Origin of the sequence: Vibrio sp. 10N.261.52.C2, assembly GCF_041471425.1 — a bacterium.
Classification (GTDB): domain Bacteria; phylum Pseudomonadota; class Gammaproteobacteria; order Enterobacterales; family Vibrionaceae; genus Vibrio; species Vibrio crassostreae_C.
Genome location: NZ_JBFROH010000043.1, coordinates 1 through 15,276, shown reverse-complemented (window position 1 = coordinate 15,276; position 15,276 = coordinate 1). Strand labels below are relative to the sequence as shown.

The window sequence follows — 15,276 nt, the reverse complement described above, 5'->3', positions numbered from 1 at the left end:
GAGGTGGTAAGAGGTGAAATGTTTGATTATGTGATTAAGATTCCTTTTAACTCACTAGGCATGCCAAGGTTTACAGAGCTTCTAACTTAATAAACTTATTTTTTTGGTCAGTTGTCAGCCTAAACTGCCCTCTAACCCCTATTTGTGTAAGAAATGGTCTGAATCGAGTTGCAGGTAACTGTAAGCGTAAACCTGTTGTTGTTATCACTTGAACTTTACTTGCCGTACCAGAATAGCTGGCCAAAAACTGCTGATATGAGATGTTAAGTTGGAAAATATAGCGATTCATACGATACCTGTATAAATATACAGTGCCAGTGTTTTTTGGCACTTTTAGATGTCTGACGGTGAAACTGAACTTGAAGCTGCTCTAGCTTATCGAAAATTCGATGAACCAGAAACAAAAAATCAGTGGCAGATATTCTCTACCACTGATGACCTTTCGTTGTAGCAAACAGTTACCTGAATGCGCGCTGACTTAAGCCTCTAGTGCTTTCGTCACTTTCTCAAACAAGTCTTTTGCTAGGTTGTCCATGTTCTTTAACGTCTCTAGTTCTTTTTTGATCAGAGCTTGGCGTTCATCGTCGTACTTACGGAATTTAAGAAGTGGATCAATCAGACGTGAAGCCACTTGCGGGTTGCTGCTGTTCAGTTCACGTAAGATCTCGCCTGCAAATGCATAGCCTTGACCAGACTTGTCGTGGAATTGAACCGGGTTCATGTTTAAGAATGAACCGACCAAGTTACGGGTACGGTTCGGGTTCTTCAAACTGAACGCCTGGTGCGACATCGACGCTTTGATCACTTCAAGTGCGTTTGAACTTGGGTTTGTACCTTGCAATGCAAACCACTTATCCATAACAAGACCATCGTGTTTCCACTTGTCACTGTAATCCACCATCAAGGTTTCACGACATGGTAGTTGTGCACTGTTTGCCGCGCCCATTGCTGCCATCGTATCTGTCATGTTATTCGCTTGTTGATACATCGCAACAACCAAGTCATTACCCTGCCCAGTATGAGCTAAGTAACTTAAGCAAACTTTACGTAGAGTACGCTTACCAATCGAATCGTGATCGATCGTGTATCCTGTTAGTGCGTGGCTGTGATAAACCGCCGCTAACTCGTCTTCAAGTTCTGCAGCTAATGTAACTTTCATCGAGTTAAGAACCGATGCGACCGCATCAATATCAACACGCTCATACCAACCCGATACTTCATTGTGGCTTGGTAAAGAAAGCATTTCTGCAATAAACGCAGGCTCTAGTGAATCACTCAACAGTACGCCACGGAATGCATCAACAACAGAATCAGAAAGCTCAAACGCTTGACCCTGTTGAACCTTCTCAACGTTGCTGCGAATGTACTTCGCCAATAGCATTTGACCCGCATCCCAACGAGAGAACTCATTGCGTGCATTTACCATTAGGAAGATCAGTTCTTCATCTGAATAGTTGTACTCCAGTTTCACTGGCGCAGAAAATTCACGAAGTAATGATGGGATCGGTTGCTCAGAAACGTTTTCAAACACGAACGTTTGCTCTGCTTCTTTCACATCTAATACATTATGAACTGGCTTACCGTTACATTGTAACTCAACAACTTCACCCGCAGCTGTGTACAGCTCGATATCAAGAGGAATATGAAGAGCCTGTTTTTCCGTTTGCTCATGAGTTGGCGCTGTTACTTGGCGAGTTGTTAACGTGTACTGTTTCTTCTCTGCGTCGTACTTACTTTCAACAGACAGCGTCGGCGTACCAGACTGGCTGTACCATAAGCGGAACCGAGATAAGTCAACGCCCGACGCATCTTCCATTGCCGCGACGAAGTCTTCACATGTTGCAGCCGTACCATCGTGACGTTCGAAGTACAGCTTCATGCCTTTTTGGAAACCATCTTCGCCCAACAATGTGTGGATCATACGGATCACTTCACTGCCCTTTTCGTACACGGTCAAAGTATAGAAGTTATTCATTTCTATCACTTTTTCTGGACGAATTGGATGAGACATTGGGCTAGCATCTTCTGCAAATTGTGGACCGCGAATGATACGTACATTGTTAATACGGTTTACTGCGCGAGAACCAAGATCAGATGAGAATTCTTGGTCACGGAATACCGTTAAGCCTTCTTTCAGACTTAACTGGAACCAATCGCGACACGTCACTCGGTTACCTGTCCAGTTGTGGAAATATTCATGGCCGATTACTGCTTCAATACCTAGGTAATCTGTATCCGTTGCAGTTTGGTCGTTTGCTAGAACGAACTTCGAATTGAATACGTTCAAGCCTTTGTTTTCCATCGCACCCATGTTGAAGAAATCAACGGCTACGATCATGTAGATGTCTAAGTCGTATTCAAGATTGAAACGTTCTTCGTCCCACTTCATTGAGTTAATCAAAGAAACCATCGCGTGGCTCGCACGGTCTAGATTGCCTTTATCAACAAAGATTTCTAGGTCAACTTTACGACCCGATTGTGTAGTGTATGCGTCACGAAGTACATCAAAGTCACCCGCTACTAAAGCAAACAAGTACGCTGGTTTTGGATGTGGGTCTTGCCACTTCACCCAATGACGACCGTTTTCACCTTCACCTTCATCTACACGGTTACCATTACTTAATAAGAATGGGTTCTCTGCTTTGTCTGCAATTACCGTTGTAGTGAATTTCGCCAACACATCTGGGCGATCCATGTAGTAAGTGATACGGCGGAAACCTTCAGCTTCACATTGAGTACAGAACGCGCCACCCGACTTGTACAAGCCTTCAAGTGCACTGTTCCCTTCAGGGTTAACTTCGGTAACGATGGTTAGAGTAAATTCTTTTGGAAGGTCATTCAGCGTAAGTTGAGTTTCAGACTGCTCGTACTGAGTCCATTCGTTGCCTTCAACCAAAACAGAAACCAACTTCAAGCCTTCACCATCAAGTACTAATGTCGTGCTGTCTTTCTCCTGCTTAACACTAGAAACAGCCGTAACAATGGATGCTGAGTCGTACAAATCGAAAGTAAGATCGATTTCAGAAATCGTGTGAGATGGTGATTGATAATCTTTACGATACTTGGCTTGAGGTGTATGTGCCATGACGGGTTCCTTTTGATCGTTATACGTAATTATTTTTTAACTGTATATATCTAAAGGTTGAGCGCCAATAAAACAAGGGGAATATTAAAAAAAGGAGGCATTGTAAGAAAATGCCTCCATGTTTTGCTATTTTATCAATCAAATCAGACAGGAACGCCTAAGAAATGAACTGTGCACAATATTATCAACGAGTACGCCGTTACTGCTAAAACTCACGATTATCGAATGCGATTGAGTACCGCAAACATATCTCCCTCTTCACCTTGCAGCGTTAACACATCGCTGTTCAGTGTATATCGAGTGCCGTGTTCACCGTTCTCATAAAGTAACACTAGTTGATCGCCTTCTGTGTAATACACCCCGCGACGAATGACTTCACCACCTTCTTCATCTGATACTCGGAACATGAATATAAAGTCCGGCTGAAGGACTAAATCCATTTTTTGAATGTTACTCGCACGTAGATCGCTTCCAGACAGTTGGGCACTGGACCAGATTCCCGCCAATGCATTTGGCAAGGCCTTGGTGAACATAACACCGTTAAGATTCAGCATGTTGTGATTACTGCTGTACGCGTAAACCTGAGGTTCTGAGGTATTCAAACCCAAAATAATCGTGTCTTCATTGGCGTTATACAAACCTTCCCAATGATCGACACTGTAGTCTTTCTTTTGGATATCGATAGTGAATGAGTAGTTTGAATCAAGAGTGAGCTTGATCGCTCTAAAGTTTTCAGTGCCTTGCTCAGGATCAGGATTCATCAAATACCAATCACCAAGCAGCAAAGGAAGGTCAAAATGAGATAGATTACTATCACTTTTTGATTGTTGGCTACTCGAAGCGACCTCGCTCCCAAAAGCCACAAAACTTAAACAAGATAAAAATAGTAGAATCCATTTCATAAGCGTCCCCTCGTTTTCTTTAAGCTTAGGCACGTAATGAATAGAAAGCGAAAAAATATGATCTAAGTCACTAAATTTTAAGTGCGAAGTAACTTAAATGTCATTATCAATCGAAAAATAATACTTAAGTTTAGTTATTTTTACAGTGTACTTCACAGCCGAAAATCAAATAACAGTGGTTCTGCAGCAAGTTAAAAAGCGAGGAAGCATGCCGTTAACATGACATTATTCGAGGCAAGAACACAGGTACAAAAAAAGCGAGCCTAAGCTCGCTTTTCAAATAGTACGTCTTTAAACAATCACCTTATAACAGGTATTTTGTTTATTTCTTGATCATATCCAGCATGATAGCAACTGATTCATCAAGATAAGCATCCGGGGCTTCGTAGTCTTTTGGAATATCATCCAACGTTTTAAATGCCTCTAACTTAGCGGCTTTTTGACGTTGGTTAATACGCTCTAGACGAAGCGCATCCGCATCATCACTCTCTTGTTGACGAACCTTTTCATTCAGAGAAAGGTCATTGTCGTCTTTATCTGCCTTATATTTTTCAATATCTTGCGCGATAAAGCCAAATTCCATGTCTGTTGCGATACGAGCTTCGTGTTTAGCCGTCAACGCTGCGATCTGCTCATCGTTACGCTGTAACACTGAGTACTTCGCTTTGTCGATGCTGTCCCAAGGAAGAGCGTTGTCTTCAACACTTTCACCAGTATCTGCAGGATCAATTGGCGTTGGGTAAGCAATATCAGGTACTACACCCTTGTTTTGCGTACTACCACCATTGATTCGGTAGAATTTTTGGATTGTGTATTGAACGTAGCCTAACTCTTTATCGAACAAATCATAAATATGATTCAAAGAGCGATGCTGTTGCACCGTACCTTTACCGAAAGAGTTTTCACCCAAGATAATTGCACGGCCATAATCTTGCATCGCTGCTGCAAAGATTTCAGACGCTGAAGCACTGTAGCGATTCACCAATACCGTTAACGGGCCTTGGTAACTGATTTGACCATCAGTATCGCTGTTCACTTTGACACGACCGTAGCTATCACGAACCTGAACAACAGGTCCTTCTTTGATAAACAAACCAGAGAGTTCAGTTGCTTCAGTCAGTGCACCACCACCGTTGTTTCGGAGGTCAACAATAATACCTTCAACACCTTGCTCTTTAAGCTCGGTGATCAGTTTATCGGTATCTTTAGAAAGGCCAACGTAGAAACTTGGTACTTCTAATACACCAATTTTCTTGCCGTCTTTCTCGATCACTTCTGATTTAACAGCGCGGTCTTCTAAACGAATCTTATCGCGAACAATTGTGACAACGTGACTTTTTGCATCTTTACCATCAGGCAAGATCTGTAGCTTAACTTTGGTCCCTTTAGGGCCTTTAATAAGTTGTACTACATCGTCTAAACGCCAGCCGATAACATCAACAATTTCTTCGCCATCTTGACCAACACCAACAATGCGGTCTCCATCACTCAATTGTTTGCTGTTTGACGCAGGGCCACCAGCAACTAAAGAGCGAATAACGGTGTAGTCGTCTGTCATCTGAAGCACAGCACCAATACCTTCTAGAGATAGGTTCATCTCAGATTGGAATTGTTCTGCATTTCTTGGAGAAAGGTAACTTGTGTGAGGATCAACTTCACGCGCAAATGCGTTCATGTAGATCTGGAAAGCATCTTCATTATGCGATTGCGTAATACGCTTCATCGCATTGTTGTAACGCTTTTCCAAAACTTCTTGAATCTCTGGCCACTCTTTACCAGTAAGTTTTAGATTCAACGCATCATATTTAACGCGTTTTCTCCAAAGCTCATTCACTTCAGCGATATCTTTTGGCCACTCAGCTTCACTACGATTGAGCTCAATACTTTCATCGGTATCAAACTTAATCTCTGTATCTAGCAAAGACAATGCATATTGAAAACGTTCAAAACGCTTCTGCATAGACAGATTATAAACATCGAATGCAATCTGGTTATTGCCCGATTTCAGCTGATCATCAATTTGTTTAGATGACGCAGAGAAAGAGTCAATATCAGCTTGAGTGAAGATATTACGATTATAATCCAGCATCTCTAAGTAACGATTAAAGATAGCTTGAGAGAAATCATCGTTGAGATTGAAGTGTTTATAGTGAGAACGAGTAAATCGAGAAGTAACACGTTTACTAGCAGTTTCGTGTTGGACCTCAGGAGCGAGTAGAGGTAAATCGTCCTGATCTAATTTGGCTTCAAGAGCCTGAGCTGAAGCTGCTAGCCAAAAGCTAGCAGCAATCAGTGTCAATTTTGAACGGCATTTCATGCGTAGGAGTATCTCCTTTAAGCGCGCAAGTGCTCCGCTTTAACAACCATTTGTAGGCCGTTTGCTAACTGAACACGCACATCTTCCTTATTGATTTCAACAATGGTCGCAGCCATGTTTCCTTTACCCATGTTCACATTTACTTCTTTGCCAGCGATGAATTCGTCAGCGTTCAAAGCGCGTGTTTCTACAGGCTTTTCTACTTTTGGTGCTTTAGGCGCTTGACGACGAGGCTGTTGAGCTTTCTTCGCCTTAGGTTTCGCTTTGCCTTCTTCACGAGCTTTTTGTGCTTGTTCTTTACGACGAGCCTGAACTTTCGCTTTGCTTTCTGCAAGTGTAGCTTTAGCGTGTTCAACGTGCTCTTCTTCTAGTGTGCCACACGCGTTGCCGTCTAGGTCAACACGTTCTGCGCCAGCTTTTACGCCGTGCAGGTAACGCCATGATGATGTGTACTGTCTTAACGCTGCACGAAGCTGAGTCTTACTTACTTTTTCGTCTTCATTTAGACGTTCAGCAAGATCTTGAAAAATACCAATTTTAAGTGGCTTCGCTTCACCTTCTAGAGTAAAGCATTTAGGGAAACATTCAGCAATATATGCGATAACTTCTTTGCTGTTTTTTAACTTTTCAGTGTTTTCCATGTGGGTTCCTGGTTTTTGCGGTTTTCCGCGAGCATTAAGAAAATATTTTTACGTATTATAGAGAGATGCTTGGGAAAAACCACAGTAAGAGAATAATTTATGCCTTGTTCGCGTGCGAATTAAGCAGCTTTTCCACTTCTGCCATGAAAAATGTCAATCCGTCCTCGTCAATTTGAGAAAAACGACCAACATTTGGGCTATCAATATCAAGAACGCCCGCGATTTTTCCGCCAATCGAGAACGGAATAACGATTTCTGAGTTACTTGCAGCGTCACAAGCGATGTGACCTTCGAACTCATGAACATCATGAATGCGCTGAACTGTATTCGTCGCAACCGCAGTTCCACACACACCACGCCCGACCGGAATTCGCACACAAGCAGGTTGACCTTGGAAAGGACCCAGTACAAGTTCGTCTTTTTCCTTAGCTAAATCCTGCTTCATTAAATAGAAACCCGCCCAATTCAAGTCATCCAATTCCATGAATAATAATGAACTGATATTAGCAAGATTAGCAGTTAGATCGGTTTCTGATTCAATTAATGCAACGGCTTGTTTGGTTAAGCGTTGGTAATGTTCTATTTTCATATTAACTTCCAATTAAATTGAGACTTCCATTATCAAGAGAACGCAGTAGAATGCGGCCATCAAACTAAATAGGACTTATTCTCATTACAATGAACAATTCAGAAGACACTATTAGCCGTTCTTGGTTAATAACTCAAGTAAAAAAACACAAGTCCAAATTACTGTTTGCTAACATTATTGCCATATTTGCAACTCTCATTAGTGTCCCTATCCCGTTGCTCATGCCATTAATGGTTGATGAAGTATTACTCGATAAGCCCGCTTCAGGCTTAGAGATGATGAACCACCTACTTCCATCTTCATTACAAACACCGACTGGCTATATAGCACTAACTTTGTTGTTAGTGATTATCATGCGCTCCGTTAGCCAAGCGTTGAACATTCTGCAAGGGCGCCAGTTTACGCTTGTGTCCAAAACAATTACCTATCAAATGCGCAGCAAGATGATAGATAAGCTTGGTCGCATCAGTATTAGACAATACGAAACCAAAGGCAGCGGCGGTATCAACGCCCACCTAATAACAGACATAGAGACAATAGATAAGTTCATTGGCTCGACTCTTTCTAAATTTATCATCAGCTTCCTGACCGTGTTCGGTACAGCGATCGTGCTGTTGTGGCTAGAGTGGCGTTTAGGGTTGTTCATTTTACTGGTCAATCCTGTTGTGATTTATTTCTCCCGTAAACTAGGCAGCAGGGTCAAACACCTTAAGAAATACGAAAACCAATCTTTTGAGCGCTTTCAAAACCGTTTGGTGGAAACCTTAGACGGCATTTACCAACTGCGTGCGGCGAATAAAGAACGTATCTTTCTCGATGAACTTAAGGTTCAAGCAAACCAAGTAAGAATCGATGCCGACAAATACGCTTGGCAATCTGAAGCTGCTGGCCGTGTTTCGTTTCTGCTGTTCTTACTAGGTTTCGAGCTTTTCCGTGCCGTCGCTATGCTAATGGTGTTATTCAGTGACTTAACCATTGGTCAGATTTTCGCGGTATTTGGCTACTTGTGGTTCATGTTAGGCCCGGTCCAAGAGCTACTAGGGATTCAATTCTCTTGGTATAGCGCGAAAGCGGCACTGCAACGCATCAACGATCTTCTTCAGTTAGAAGAAGAGAAGCGCCCTATCAGTAAAGTGAACCCATTTACTGAAGATCAAGAAGTGACAGTTGACATCGAAGACGTTACATTCTCTTACACATTAGAAAACACTGTTTTAAATAGGCTATCGCTGCACATCCCTGCAGGTAAGAAAGTCGCTTTGGTGGGCGCAAGTGGCGGTGGTAAATCCACGCTAATCCAGTTGCTGATTGGGGTTTACCAAGCAGACTCAGGTTGCATTCGCTATAACGGTGAAACAACCGATGACATCAGCTTTGATGTAATACGCAATCAAATTGCCGTTGTTTTACAACAACCTATACTCTTTAACGACACATTAAGGCATAATCTGACCCTTGGTGCTGAATACGACGAAATGTCGTTGTGGCGTGCGCTTGAAGTCGCTCAAATGCAAGATGTCATCAAGCAACTGAGCAATGGCTTAGATACACAAATTGGTAGGAATGGCGTTCGACTGTCTGGTGGTCAACGACAACGCTTAGCAATAGCTCGTATGGTGCTGAGCAATCCTAAGTTTGTTATTCTTGATGAAGCGACATCTGCACTCGATACAGCAACAGAGTCAGCACTGCATAAAGCGTTGAGCGAGTTTTTGAAAGATCGCACAACTTTGATAGTGGCTCATCGATTATCAGCGGTGAAACAAGCCGATCTAATCTATGTTTTAGAAGATGGACAAGTCACACAGACGGGAACACATGGTGAATTGGTTGAACAACAAGGACTCTATCAAACACTCTACGGCAGTGTGCAATCGCACGCCTGATGTTTGTGGCTCTGAGTCTTTAAGTCGGGTTGCTCACCTAACTTACTTTTCAACTTGGGAGGTCGCGTGACCTCCCCATCTGTAACCAACCCTTTATCAACAAAACACCAATGCGACAGCAGCTCAGTGCGTCTTTGCCAGGGCTGCGAACTTCCCGTAGATAAAATGGACATCCCTTTAGGGAAATCTGCTTACTGCCCAAGATGCGGAACTCAGCTTTATAGAGGCGGGACCCCTAGCCTCTCTGGAAACCTAGCAATTGCAATTACCTGCTTATTGCTGTTTATCCCATCGCACTTTTTTGAATTCATCAGTATTCGCCTGATTGGCGTCATGATACCCGCGACGTTACCATCGGGTGTTTTTACCTTAATGGGCGAAGGCTTTCCTCTACTTGGTTTGCTGATCCTGTTCTGCAGTTCGATCGCTCCGTTGCTGGTGTGCACCTCGGTACTCATCACTCATGCATCACTGCGTTTTAAGATCTTCACACCCTTTCGTTATGCATTAGCCATTATTCAGACTCTCAAACATTGGATGATGTTGGATGTGTTTCTGGTAAGTTTGGCAGTCTCATGTTTCAAACTGCAAGATTACTCAGACATTTTCGTCGGCCCTGGTTTGATTGGCCTGATTCTTCTGCAGCTATTCAGCGTATTACTAGTAAGCCGTATCAGTGTGCGTCGCTACTGGGAAGCTTGGGCAAAAGAATCTGAGTACTCTTTTGATGAGAGTAAGAACGTACACTGTCACAACTGTCACCTATCTCAGCCTGACGGTCATACTTGTGTGCGTTGTCACCATGACTTATACCACCGCAAACCCTACTCTATACAGAAAACTTGGGCTCTGCTATTTGCCGCATCCGTGGCTATCGTGCCAGCCAATGTCATTCCTATTTCTATTCTTATTACCAACGGTCAAAGGCTAGAAGACACCATCATTTCCGGTGTCGCTTCGCTGATTAATAGCGATATGTACGGCATTGCAGCGATCATTTTTATTGCCAGTATCGTCGTGCCCGTCGCGAAAATACTCGGCCTCGCGTACATCTTAATCTGTATCAAGATGAAGCGCGCCGTTTACCACAGACAACGCATGACCATCTATTTCATTGTGAAATGGGTGGGGAAATGGTCGGTGATGGACCTGTTCGTTATTTCGATCATGATGACCTTGGTCGACCGTGGACAGATTTTAAACTTTACACCAGGTTATGGTGCAGTCGCTTTTGGCGTCGTAGTTGTTCTCACGATGCTGGCAGCGGAAAGCTTAGATCCTAGGCTAATTTGGGATAACTACACCTCTAAAGATGAGTCAGTGAATGAACAACGATAACCAATCACAAACGTCATATTCACCAGAAGTAAGGAAAAACAAAGGCATCTCACCTTTGTGGATTCTACCGATATTAACCGTTGCATTAGCCGGTTGGTTGGTCATGAAATCGATACACGATGCCGGGCAACGTGTGCAGATATACTTCTCAGATGCCGCAGGTTTAGTCGCAGGTCGAACAACGATTCGTTACCAAGGCTTAGAGGTGGGTATGGTGCGTGACATCACCTTGTCCAAAGATTTATCGAGCATCTACGTTGATGCTGACATCTACCCAGAAGCTAAGAAGCTTCTCTCAAAAGGCACTCGTTTTTGGCTTGTGAAGCCAACGGCAAGTTTGTCGGGTATCTCAGGGTTAGACGCTCTTGTTTCAGGTAACTATATTGCTATACACCCGAGCGAAACCAAAGAAGACCCAGAAACCGTTTTCCAAGCCTTAGAATCATCCCCTTCCGACTTACTGGCTTCTGAAGGTTTGAATATTTCACTGACGACCAAAGATCTAGGCGGTGTGTCTGTTGGTTCTCAAATCGTTTACCGCAAAATTCCAATTGGTGAAGTTTACAACTACCAACTAAACGACAACGCTAAATCCGTTACGATTCAAGCGTCGATTAAAGACGAATACAGCCATATCATCACCGACCAAAGCCGCTTTTGGAATGTCAGTGGTTTGGGTGCAAGTATTGGTTTTTCTGGTGTTGATGTTCGCTTAGAAAGCCTAAGTGCATTGCTTGGCGGTTCAATTGCGGTCGACTCTCCGGGAGAAGGCCAACCGGTTAAGATGAATACCAAGTTCAAGCTCTACCCAGATTTGAAAACAGCGGGTCGTGGTATCTCTATCAAGATCGCCGTTCCCGATGATAATAAGATCAGTGCAACGGGTGCTCCGATCATGTATCGAGGAATCGAAATCGGTCAAATCACTGACTTATCCTTAAGTGAAGGGCGCGAAAACGTCGTTGCATCTGCCGCTATCCAGCCTGCATTCAGTGACTTTTTGAATAGCGGCAGTAAATTCGTTCTAGAAGAAGCAGAACTATCGCTTACAGGCATGAAAAATATTGCCAACTTAGTGACAGGTAACTTTTTAACCTTGGTACCGGGTGAAGGTGAAAAGGCGCGTCGATTTACTGCAATCCGCAAAAATGAATTCAGTCAGGAACAAGAGAAATCCGTTGCGATTCGCTTAACGTCGAACAATTCGTTCGGGTTAGATGTCGGTACACAACTTCTCTACAAAGGCATTGCCGTTGGCTCTATCATCCATGTGGGATTAGTTGATGGTGTTGGTACGGGCTCTGATAAACACGAAGTCTTCATGGATGCACTTATCGATAATGAGTACGCGCACCTTATCAAAAGCCACAACCGTTTCTTTGTGACAGGTAGTGCGACTGCAGAGCTAACCGAATCAGGCTTGAGTGTTACGGTCCCACCAGCAAAACAGCTTCTTACCGGCTCGATTAGCTTTGTGAGTGAAGGTAAATCTGAAGCTCGAACGGACTACCAACTTTTCCAAAGTAAGTCGTTAGCAGAAATTGCTAAGTTTAATCAGTCTGGTTCAAAGACACTTTCTTTGTTTGCCAGTGAGTTACCTTCAATTTCTAAAGGCAGTCCACTCCTCTACCGCAACCTACAAGTGGGTAGTATTTCTGATTTTCAGCTTGCCGACGGTGGCGTAAGAATCAAAGTCACAATCGAAAATCGTTACACGCACTTACTCAACAAGCACACTGTTTTCTGGAACCGATCAGGCGTTGAGGTTGATGCGTCGCTATCGGGTATCAGCATTAAAGCGGCACCAGTTAAAACCCTTATCCAAGGCGGTATTGCTTTTGACTCTCTGCCGGGAATCGACAACAAACTTGGTGACGTGTGGAAGCTTTACAAAGATTCAAAATCTGCTCGAAAATTTGGCCGCGCGATTACTATCACCTCTTCTGGCGATCAAGAAGTCAACAAGGGCATGGCGATCAAATATCAAGGTGTCACTGTTGGTGAGGTTACTTTGGTGATTCCGAACTTCAACAAGGGCGGCATTGAAATTACTGCGCGTATTTTACCTGAGTACGTCGACAAGATTGCCGTGACGAACAGTCACTTCTGGTTGGCAGAACCTGAGATTGGCCTTAATGGCATCAAAAACGTCTCTGCGCTGCTCTCTAAACACATCAACGTAGACCCGGGCAAAGGTGAAAGAAACACGAAATTTGAGCTTAGCAAAGGACCTGTGCAGCCTGAAGGCAAGATATTCCAACTGCAAAGCGAAACGCGCGGCTCAGTATCTGAAGGTACACCTATCCTATTCCGTGAACTAGAAATTGGCAGTGTTATAGATGTTCAGCTGGGCGAGTTTGCTGATCGCATCATATCTACGATTCAAATAGAACCTGACTACGCGTATCTAATCCGCGCAAACACCGTGTTCTGGAACGTGTCGGGCGTCGATGTCTCTATCGGCCTGTCAGGCGCAAACATCAAAGCCGGAACGGTAGACAGCTTGTTAAGAGGTGGTATTACATTCTCAACGCCACCGACAAATGAACTTCAACCAGTAGCAAGCGAAGATCAGTCTTTCTATCTCTATCCTCAAGCCGAAGATGAGTGGAAATCATGGAGAACCGCAATTCCTCGTCCATAGAGTGAACTCTCTGACGTTTCTGGAAGATTAATTCTTCATCAAAATGCAGCCATTAGGCTGCATTTTTGCTGTTTGCTGCAAATATGGTTTAGGACGGCCTCATTTTGCTTTAAACTCCCCGCATTAATGCAATAAATCGAGATACTCTTTTGCACGCTAACGTATATATTCCTGAAGAATTCCTAACGCACATCGAAGCAATCATGCCTAGTCATCTAGATATGGCTTCTTTTGTTGCGTCATGCCAAAAACCACTTCGTAAAAGTATTCGAATCAACACATTGAAAATCAGTGTTGAAGACTTCCTAGTACGAGCAAAAGAGAAAGGCTGGGAACTGGAACCTGTACCTTGGTGTGAAACGGGCTTTTGGATTACAGCGGACGAAAGTGAAGCGCCACTAGGTAATACGGCAGAACACATGTCTGGTCTTTTCTACATCCAAGAAGCCAGCTCGATGATGCCACCCTCGGCACTTTTCCAAGGCGAAGCTGATTACCAAGCGGTGCTAGACACTGCGGCTGCACCCGGCTCTAAAACAACGCAAATCGCTGCGCTAATGAATAATCGCGGTGTATTGGTTGCCAATGAGTATGCAGCAAGCCGTGTGAAAGTCCTTCACGCTAACATCGAACGTTGTGGCGTTCGTAATGCCGCTCTAAGTAACTTTGACGGTCGAGTTTTTGGTGGTTGGTTACCAGAACAGTTTGATGCTGTGTTGCTAGACGCACCCTGCTCTGGCGAAGGTACCATTCGTAAAGACGCCGATGCGATGAAGAACTGGACGTATCAATCTGTGGTCAATATTGCCGACACGCAAAAAGATCTGATTGAAAGTGCATTCCATGCTCTTAAACCTAATGGTGTTTTGGTTTACTCAACGTGTACGCTTAGCACCGAAGAGAACCAACAAGTGTGTCATCACTTAAAAGAAACCTTTGGTGATGCGGTTGAATTTGAATCTCTTGAATCACTATTCGACAACGCAAAAGCAACCACGACAGAAGAAGGCTTTCTTCACATCTTCCCACAGGTCTATGACTCTGAAGGTTTCTTTGTTGCACGTATCCGTAAACTAGCGTCTGTTACTCCACCAGAAGTTAAAAAACGTATGGGTAAATTCCCATTTGAAAAAGCATCAAAGAAAACTCAGCAAGAAGTCGCTGAACAACTAATGAGTACTCTCGATATCGAATTGTCAAGCGATACTCAGGTTTGGATTCGCGACAAAGACGTTTGGCTATTCCCAGAAGCGCTAGAGCCGATGATCGGTGAGTTCCGTTTTTCTCGCATGGGAATCAAGATCGCTGAAACCCATAAAAAAGGTTACCGCTGGCAGCACCAAGTAGCGACAACGCTCGCAACAGGTAATGAAACTAATGTTGTAGAGCTTAGTATTGAAGATGCTCGTGAATGGTTCATGGGCCGCGATGTTCGCCCTGAAAACTTGTCAGGAAAAGGTGAAGTACTAGTGAAGTACAATGGTGCAATCATCGGCCTTGGTAAGTGGGTTGGCAACCGAGTGAAGAACGGTTTACCACGCGAACTCGTGCGCGATAAGAACCTTTTCTAAAAGCGTTCGCACTGAATACACCTTAATAAACAAAAAGCCCAAACAACGTTAATTGTTTGGGCTTTTTCTATTCTATCGGCCATATAAGTCAGTGTGCAAGCGCTTGTAAATCAACAGCTAATTATATAAATATCAATTCAAGTCACTATTTCCAAAAAGAAAAATCGCACTTTAGAGAATCTAAACTAGACTTCAATCTAACAGTCAAAAGATTAAAACGATTAGCGTAGGCTCTTCGGAGCCCTTTCCCCTAAGCCCAAACAGGAAGGTTTGGGCTTTTTTTTGGTTCATCGCGGATTAGCG

10 protein-coding genes are annotated in these 15,276 nt (G+C 43.6%); 4 read left to right on the top strand and 6 right to left on the bottom strand.

The features are described from left to right. Positions 1 to 70 precede the first annotated feature (70 nt). From AB4307_RS16265 to msrC, 6 genes are all read right to left on the bottom strand, one after another. On the bottom strand, positions 71 to 289 hold the full coding sequence (locus AB4307_RS16265) for a DUF2835 domain-containing protein (RefSeq protein ID WP_081325156.1): 219 nt from the start codon (positions 287 to 289) through the stop codon (positions 71 to 73). Positions 290 to 478: 189 nt separating this feature from the next. After that, complete coding sequence (gene pepN, locus AB4307_RS16260) at positions 479 to 3,085, bottom strand: aminopeptidase N (protein WP_372132545.1); 2,607 nt, start codon at positions 3,083 to 3,085, stop codon at positions 479 to 481. Between the two features lie 218 nt (positions 3,086 to 3,303). Beyond that, on the bottom strand, positions 3,304 to 3,987 hold the full coding sequence (locus AB4307_RS16255) for a hypothetical protein (RefSeq protein WP_017059686.1): 684 nt from the start codon (positions 3,985 to 3,987) through the stop codon (positions 3,304 to 3,306). A gap of 322 nt (positions 3,988 to 4,309) precedes the next feature. After that, on the bottom strand, positions 4,310 to 6,304 hold the full coding sequence (gene prc / locus AB4307_RS16250; protein ID WP_017068919.1) for a carboxy terminal-processing peptidase: 1,995 nt from the start codon (positions 6,302 to 6,304) through the stop codon (positions 4,310 to 4,312). A 17-nt stretch (positions 6,305 to 6,321) separates the two neighbouring features. Then, positions 6,322 to 6,945: an RNA chaperone ProQ gene (gene proQ, locus AB4307_RS16245; protein WP_017057223.1), complete on the bottom strand. Its 624-nt coding sequence runs from the start codon at positions 6,943 to 6,945 to the stop codon at positions 6,322 to 6,324. A gap of 97 nt (positions 6,946 to 7,042) precedes the next feature. After that, the gene (gene msrC / locus AB4307_RS16240) at positions 7,043 to 7,534 is read right to left on the bottom strand and encodes a free L-methionine (R)-S-oxide reductase MsrC (RefSeq protein WP_017059689.1); all 492 of its coding nucleotides are present in this window, start codon (positions 7,532 to 7,534) and stop codon (positions 7,043 to 7,045) included. Positions 7,535 to 7,623: 89 nt separating this feature from the next. Between msrC and AB4307_RS16235 the strand changes: the two genes are divergently transcribed. From AB4307_RS16235 to rsmF, 4 genes are all read left to right on the top strand, one after another. Further along, positions 7,624 to 9,420, top strand: a complete 1,797-nt coding sequence (locus AB4307_RS16235; RefSeq protein WP_017059690.1) for an ABC transporter ATP-binding protein — start codon at positions 7,624 to 7,626, stop codon at positions 9,418 to 9,420. Positions 9,421 to 9,474: 54 nt separating this feature from the next. Beyond that, a complete protein-coding gene (locus tag AB4307_RS16230; protein WP_372132542.1) occupies positions 9,475 to 10,758 on the top strand; it encodes a PqiA/YebS family transporter subunit in 1,284 nt (427 codons plus the stop codon). Continuing rightward, complete coding sequence (locus AB4307_RS16225; RefSeq protein ID WP_372132539.1) at positions 10,745 to 13,402, top strand: MlaD family protein; 2,658 nt, start codon at positions 10,745 to 10,747, stop codon at positions 13,400 to 13,402. Before AB4307_RS16230 ends, AB4307_RS16225 begins: the two co-directional genes overlap by 14 nt. Before the next feature lie 149 nt (positions 13,403 to 13,551). Next, positions 13,552 to 14,973, top strand: a complete 1,422-nt coding sequence (gene rsmF, locus AB4307_RS16220; RefSeq protein WP_372132537.1) for a 16S rRNA (cytosine(1407)-C(5))-methyltransferase RsmF — start codon at positions 13,552 to 13,554, stop codon at positions 14,971 to 14,973. Positions 14,974 to 15,276: the final 303 nt, after the last annotated feature.

Coding starts and splice junctions, on each gene's coding strand:
- AB4307_RS16265 (WP_081325156.1), bottom strand. CDS start 289: ATGAATCGCTATATTTTCCAACTTAACATCTCATATCAGCAGTTTTTG.
- pepN (WP_372132545.1), bottom strand. CDS start 3,085: ATGGCACATACACCTCAAGCCAAGTATCGTAAAGATTATCAATCACCA.
- AB4307_RS16255 (WP_017059686.1), bottom strand. CDS start 3,987: ATGAAATGGATTCTACTATTTTTATCTTGTTTAAGTTTTGTGGCTTTT.
- prc (WP_017068919.1), bottom strand. CDS start 6,304: ATGAAATGCCGTTCAAAATTGACACTGATTGCTGCTAGCTTTTGGCTA.
- proQ (WP_017057223.1), bottom strand. CDS start 6,945: ATGGAAAACACTGAAAAGTTAAAAAACAGCAAAGAAGTTATCGCATAT.
- msrC (WP_017059689.1), bottom strand. CDS start 7,534: ATGAAAATAGAACATTACCAACGCTTAACCAAACAAGCCGTTGCATTA.
- AB4307_RS16235 (WP_017059690.1), top strand. CDS start 7,624: ATGAACAATTCAGAAGACACTATTAGCCGTTCTTGGTTAATAACTCAA.
- AB4307_RS16225 (WP_372132539.1), top strand. CDS start 10,745: ATGAACAACGATAACCAATCACAAACGTCATATTCACCAGAAGTAAGG.